Annotated in this window: 7 protein-coding genes; 4 read left to right on the plus strand and 3 right to left on the minus strand. The window is 41.0% G+C overall.

The window, feature by feature from the left end:
- Nucleotides 1-57: 57 nt before the first annotated feature.
- Entirely contained in the window at nt 58-528 is a 471-nt protein-coding gene (locus DCK90_RS14050; RefSeq protein WP_108246837.1) for a hypothetical protein, read from the minus strand.
- A 285-nt stretch (nt 529-813) separates the two neighbouring features.
- On the opposite strand from DCK90_RS14050, the gene DCK90_RS14055 reads away from it, so the two are divergent.
- The 3 genes from DCK90_RS14055 (at nt 814) to DCK90_RS14065 (ending at nt 3,565) form a co-directional block, all read left to right on the plus strand.
- Nucleotides 814-1,728, plus strand: a complete 915-nt coding sequence (locus DCK90_RS14055; RefSeq protein ID WP_108246838.1) for a dimethylarginine dimethylaminohydrolase family protein — start codon at nt 814-816, stop codon at nt 1,726-1,728.
- Between the two features lie 83 nt (nt 1,729-1,811).
- Complete coding sequence (gene ctlX / locus DCK90_RS14060; RefSeq protein WP_108246839.1) at nt 1,812-2,717, plus strand: citrulline utilization hydrolase CtlX; 906 nt, start codon at nt 1,812-1,814, stop codon at nt 2,715-2,717.
- A 230-nt stretch (nt 2,718-2,947) separates the two neighbouring features.
- Nucleotides 2,948-3,565, plus strand: a complete 618-nt coding sequence (locus DCK90_RS14065; RefSeq protein WP_108246840.1) for a Pr6Pr family membrane protein — start codon at nt 2,948-2,950, stop codon at nt 3,563-3,565.
- 165 nt (nt 3,566-3,730) lie between these two features.
- On the opposite strand, the gene DCK90_RS14070 is transcribed toward DCK90_RS14065, so the two are convergent.
- Nucleotides 3,731-3,922 (minus strand): hypothetical protein, encoded by a 192-nt coding sequence (locus DCK90_RS14070; protein WP_108246841.1) that lies wholly within the window; start codon nt 3,920-3,922, stop codon nt 3,731-3,733.
- A 190-nt stretch (nt 3,923-4,112) separates the two neighbouring features.
- Between DCK90_RS14070 and DCK90_RS14075 the strand changes: the two genes are divergently transcribed.
- Complete coding sequence (locus DCK90_RS14075; protein WP_108246842.1) at nt 4,113-4,718, plus strand: hypothetical protein; 606 nt, start codon at nt 4,113-4,115, stop codon at nt 4,716-4,718.
- Between the two features lie 22 nt (nt 4,719-4,740).
- On the opposite strand, the gene DCK90_RS14080 is transcribed toward DCK90_RS14075, so the two are convergent.
- Nucleotides 4,741-6,249: a peptidase associated/transthyretin-like domain-containing protein gene (locus DCK90_RS14080; RefSeq protein WP_108246843.1), complete on the minus strand. Its 1,509-nt coding sequence runs from the start codon at nt 6,247-6,249 to the stop codon at nt 4,741-4,743.
- Nucleotides 6,250-6,410 lie beyond the last annotated feature (161 nt).

The raw sequence follows: 6,410 nt of genomic DNA on the forward strand, positions 1-6,410 counted from the left end.
TGAGAATAAAAAAGGGGGCGATTATCGTCCCCTTTTTCAATGGGACAAATTAACTAACTATAGAATGCGTCCTATTGTGTTTTGGTTTAAATGCTTATCCTTATCTAGGCACATTCGCATTATTTCAAACTGGTAATGCCTTTGCATTTCGGAAATGTCCTCTCTGGATGCTTCATTTTTTGCATCTTGAAAAGTTTTGTGGATAAAGTCATGGGCATCCACAGTACTCAAGCTCTTTAGGGTAGAATCCAACGCTGTGCTATATTTCCTCGCTGATTCGTTCACTCTATTGTATTCAGGTTCTATATGCTGATGGGTTATCTGGTGTGTAAACAGAAAATGTCTCTTGGGCAAGTCCTCTTGGGTAATGCAATCATCATATTTTACCACATGAATCATCTCATGATTAGCAGCAGTCCCAGTTTTGGAAATAAAGCTAAAACGATCTATTTTTTGGAAAGCATTCATGCCCCCAAAGACAACTGCTAAAGTTGCCAGTAGAATGGATGTGAGCATTAATTTTTTCATAGGTAAGAAAAATCTTAAAACAAAAGTAGTAATAAAAACATTTTAAGTGCCTGATATATGTCAGTTTTTGAGTTTTTGAACAGTATTTTGAGGTTTTGATAAAAATTACCCCGTTTTAAAACTGCAAACCATACTTCTAGAGGGTAAGGCATTGAAAAGTTGGAGGATTTTCTTATTTACGCGAGCAATAAAATTCAACTAAAACACTAGATTTGCCATAGAAATTTTAAGATTTTTTCGTATTGATCATATCTGCCGATATTTTCGGAGACAAATAACCCTAGTATGATAGATTTGAACGTTGTTGATGAAACCAGCCCTTTAAAAGCAGTCATTTTAGGAACTGCAGAAAGTTGTGGGCCAGTTCCGACTATTGAGGAAGCCTACGACCCAAAATCCATCGAATTTATCAAAGCAGGTACGTATCCAAAGGAGGCAGATATGATCAAAGAAATGGATGCTTTTACCAGTGTATTCCATAAATATGATGTAAAGGTTTATCGGCCCGAGGTATTGGAAGATTGTAACCAGATATTTGCCAGGGATATCGCCTTTGTAATAGAGGATAAATTGTTTCACGCCAATATTCTGCCCGATCGCGAAAGAGAGTTCGAAGCAATCCATGAGGTTTTGGATGATATTGACCCCAATAAAATTATACGGCCACCAGCCGAGGTACATATTGAAGGTGGCGATGTAATGCCCTGGAACGACCATATTTTTATTGGCACCTATACAGGGAGCGATTACGCAAGTTATATCACGGCACGAACCAATATTGAAGCAGTGGAGTTTATTCGGGATATGTTCCCTCATAAAACCGTGAAATCCTTTGAACTGAGAAAATCGAATACCGACCCAAGGGAAAACGCATTGCACTTGGATTGTTGTTTTCAACCTGTAGGAAAGGATAAGGCCATTTTGCACAAGAACGGATTTCTAGTTGAAGAAGAATACCAATATTTGGTGGATTTCTTCGGTCCGGACAATATCTTTGAAATCGAAAAGGAAGAAATGTATCAAATGTTCAGCAACGTATTTTCTATTTCTCCGGAAGTCGTAGTTTCGGAAAGGAATTTTACCCGATTGAACAATTGGCTTCGGGACCAGGGATTTACCGTAGAGGAGATTCCCTATGCCGAAATAGCTAAGCAAGAAGGTCTGTTGCGATGTAGCACCATGCCTTTGGTAAGAGCATAAATTTTATAACCCCGTTTCCTGCTGCCACAGGTATACCAAAAACAGTCAACGTATTGAAGAATCAGATTACCAACACCATTCTGATGGTGCGCCCCGTTAACTTTAGGATGAACGAACAGACTGCGGTCAACAATTATTTTCAGGAAGACCCGCATCTAAAAAATGCCGAGATCAATAGAAAGGCACAGGAAGAATTCGACCAATTTGTAAAGGTACTTCGGGACAATGGTGTCAACGTGATCACCATAAGCGACAATATGGAGCGCGATACTCCCGATTCCATATTTCCGAACAACTGGGTCTCTTTTCACGATAATGGAACCGTTTGCGTATATCCGATGTTTGCGGAAAACCGCAGAAAGGAGCGAAGAGAGGATATCTTTGAACTTTTGGAAGACAACGGTTTTGTAATCAATAATTTTATGGATTACACGGACGCAGAAGAGGAAGAGGTGTTTTTGGAAGGTACTGGAAGCATTCTATTGGACAGAGTAAACCAGAAAGCATATTGCGCATTGTCCGAACGCGCGCACGAAGATCTCTTTATCGAATTTTGTGAAGATTTTGATTGTTTTCCGGTAATATTTCATGCCAATCAAACGGTGGAAGGTGAGCGATTGCCTATTTATCATACCAACGTAATGATGGCCATGGCGGAAACCTTTGCCGTTATCTGTTTGGATTCCATCGATGATAAAAAGGAGCGAAAAAACGTGGTGGACCATATTAAAATGGACGGCAAGGAAATCATACGCATTACCGAAGAGCAAATGTGCCACTTTGCTGGAAACATGCTACAGGTAATCGGTGCCGACGATAAGCGTTTTATGGTGATGAGCACCCAAGCGTACAATAGCCTCACACAAGAACAGATCACGGCCATTGAAAAACATTGTCTCATCATTCACAGTCCGTTGGATACTATTGAGACCTGTGGTGGTGGTAGCGCTCGTTGTATGATGGCCGAAGTATTTTTGCCAAAAGCGTAGGAACATAATGTCATTTCGAGCTGGTTTCTGAGTTGTCATCCTGAGCGCAGTCGAAGGAGAGCGAAGGAGCAGTCGAGAAATCTTTATTCTTTAACATGACACGAATTACACCAATTACACCAATTACACGAATCATTACGAATGGGCAAGTTGTCGTGCTGAACTTGATTCAGCTTCACATTCAGAATAATACTGTTGCATTGCAACTTTAAAATTGAATATCTTCGACCATGCGCAGAAATTTTGAGATTTTAGGGATGTGTGCAGGATGGTTTGCCGTACTCGCCCAACTCTATTTAATGCTCCAGAATAGAGAAACCGCCCTGATTGAAAGTTTGTTGCGTTTTATCAGCTATTTTACCATTCTGACCAACACGTTGGTTGCCCTCTTTTTTACCACTAGGGTGTTTGGGGCGGACCAAAAACGACTGGCCCTTTTTCACCGGAAGGCTACGCCAATGGCTCTGACCTCTTTTATCTTGGTGGTGGGATTGGTGTACCAATTTGTTCTCAGGAAACTTTGGGCTCCAACGGGCCTGCAAATGGTGGTGGATGAACTATTGCATTCCATAATACCTGTACTGATGTATGTGTATTGGCTCATGTTCTGTTCCAAGTCCGTAGTTGCATGGAAACAGCTCTCCAAATGGCTGTTTTACCCTTTAGGGTATGTAGTTTTTGTGTTGGTCCGCGGACATTTCTCTGGCTTTTATCCGTATCCTTTTTTAAATGTGCTGGAGCTAGGGCTGGGTTCCGTGCTTTTGAATAGCTGTTTTCTGTTATTGTTGATGCTCCTGATTATGGCCGCTCTCTACTTTTTAGGGAAACTGCTCCGGCCGAAACAATGAACAATTGACAGTGAGCAATAATCAATGGCATGGTTTGACACGCCTGCCTGCCGCAGGCAGGAATTCCTCAAAATTCCCCGAAGTAGATTTTTGTCATTTCGAACCGACCGAAGGGAGTGTGAGAAATCTAAGAATTGAGAGATTTCTCAATCGCTGCTTTGCATTTCATTTTCTCAACCTAACCGCAATCCCCCGAAGCGCAGCGACCACTTTTTGAACTTCTTTTCGATCAAAAGTATCTTCTTCCAAATAAAACAACATTCCCAAGGCTAGATCCAAAACTTTGGCCAATGCTTCGGGAGAACCGTAGTTGTCATCAATCCAACGGGTAAATCCATCAACTTGTCCATTTTTCATTTGTGCACAATTTATCTAGCCAAGAAAACATTTATATTCATGGGAGTTAATGCCATATATGACAGTTTGCCCTTAAAAAGATCATATCCCTGTCCATATTTATAGATTGCTTTGGTAGGGATTGGTAGTATTAATTTTGAAGGAGTTCTTATAAGAATACTATTATGTTTCAAAACTTAATTAGGAAGGTATGTGTGAAATAGATTGGGATTTGTTCATTCAGGCTTTGGCTCCAACCATGATTTTTTTTGGTGCCATCATAGCCTTTTTGGAATATAAAAAGAATAAAAAGTGGAAGGAAGCCGAATTTTTGGCGGGTGAATACCAAAGGTTCATAGGTGATTCCTATGTAAAAAAAGCCTTTTTAATGCTTGATGGCTATACTACCTGCCTTGCTGTAAATAAAAATGAACTTGATGGTAGAACGGAGTATTTGGAAGCTAACCCGCAAAAACTATTGGACAGTTTAAAGGAACATATAAATCAAGATGAAAGACCCAAGGAAGAAGTTTATATTCAACTTTGTATTGATAGGTTTCTTTTTAAATTCGGTGTCTTCCAAAGTCATTTGGATAACAAATTGGTGTGCAAAAAACAGGTGAAGAATTATTTGTTTTATTGGATCAAAGTAATTGGCGACCCCTCTGATAATACTATATCAAGGGAGATAAAAGAAGAACTGCACAAATTTATTCTAAAATATAACTATATGGGAGTCATTTCCCTCCTCGCAGGATTTGGTTTTGATATAAGAAAAGAAATCGTTTATCCAGAGCAAAGTGAGCCAGAGGAATAGCAAATATATTTGAACAACCCCACTAATTTTCAGCCGTAAACCCACGAATGGCCTGGTTGGGCTCCATAATGGTGTAGCCTTTCCAAAACTCCGCATCGTAGCGTGGCATGTAGGTAGCCTTCACCGTTTTATCCTCTTTAAAGGACTTGAACTCGCTCTCGGCAATGTTGTCTTGGTTAAAGACTACAAGCTCCCACTTGGAGGTAACGTTCATCTGGAAGTCAATGTTCAGCTTCAATTCGTTCTGTTTGCGACGGCCTTTTACATGTTTGTTCTTTTCCACCACTTTTAGCGGTCTGTCCACACCAAAGAATTTACCATCGGCCAATTCCATAAACTGAAGGTCATACTTGCCATTGGGCAATTTGGCAAATCGCATGGTGCCCTTGTACACCGTTTCGCGGTAGGTAATACCAAGCAACCTAAAGTTGCGCAAGCGTTGTGTATTGTTAAAATCCAACCGCATTACGGCAAAGTCCTCAATGTTGATGTAGAGACGTCCCTTGAAATCTGCACTGCTTCGCTTGGGCCAAAAATCGACCACGTACACCCCTGCATCGCCAATATCGGCATAGCCTGCCAGCTTAAACTCGTAACGGCGGTTCTTGTCCACTAAATCCAGCTTGGTGTCTTCCTTATAGTACAGTTGACTCAATAGTTCCTTGAACTGCCAACGTTGACTATCCGTCAAGCCCGAGATACTGTCTTTTTTTACTTGGGCTTTTAGCTTTTTGGCTTGGTCCATCCGTTCATCGTCCATGGTGTCCAGAATGGAATCCACCTGTATCTTTTCACTAAAAATCCCCGATTTTATCTTTAGATAAGAACCCGGCTTTACGTTTGCTGTAAAGATATCCTCCATGTGTTCCGCCAAATCTTCAAAAGAACCCACATCGCGTTTATCGTACAGGTCGGCCGCTTTTAGAATGTTGAGCTTGTAATCGGTGTTGTTTTTATAGAAGTCGCCAAAACTTTCGGTATAGTGCGAAGCATTTTTAGGGATAGAACGGGCAATGCTGTCCATCAATTCCTTGTTGAGTTCTTTAATGGATGATTTTTCGAACCCAAAATCCACCTTGTGCATGTTGGCCAGTTCCGATTTCCGAAGGAAAAACCGTTGTTTTACGGGGGCTTTGTTCACGTTTTGGGGAATGTTCTCTATCATTTTATCAATAATGTCATCTACCTCCAATTCTTTATCAAAAACATAAACACCGCTCAATTCAATGGCCTTGGCACTCAAAGTAACCAAGGTGTCCTGCATCTGTTCCAGCGTGAAGCCTTTTTTCTCGTAGCCCATGGAAGTCACATAAATGGAGTCGGGCAAGGTGGTGCCTTCTTCCAATACAAAACTGAAACGGCCTTCATCATTAGTGACCACTCCTTGGTGCTCTCCATATTGGATGGTGGCGTAGGGAATTCCTTTTTGGGTCTTGGCATCCACCAAACGCGAACTAATGGTCTGGGAGGCCATCGGAAGTGCCATCAAAAGCGAAAAATAAGCAAGAAATAAGGTCTGTTTTACGGACATAATTACAGATATGGTTTCAATGTTAAGACGCCTTTTGGGGAGGAAAGGTTGTCTGTTGTTTAGACGAGCTTGCTGCAATTTTGTGACAAAGTGCGAAGAATTATGGAATGGCCGATGGGGCTTAATAGTATTTTAACAGCTTAGGAGTTAGGAGTTAGGAG

It is taken from the genome of Muricauda brasiliensis (assembly GCF_003057865.1).
Classification (GTDB): domain Bacteria; phylum Bacteroidota; class Bacteroidia; order Flavobacteriales; family Flavobacteriaceae; genus Flagellimonas; species Flagellimonas chongwuensis.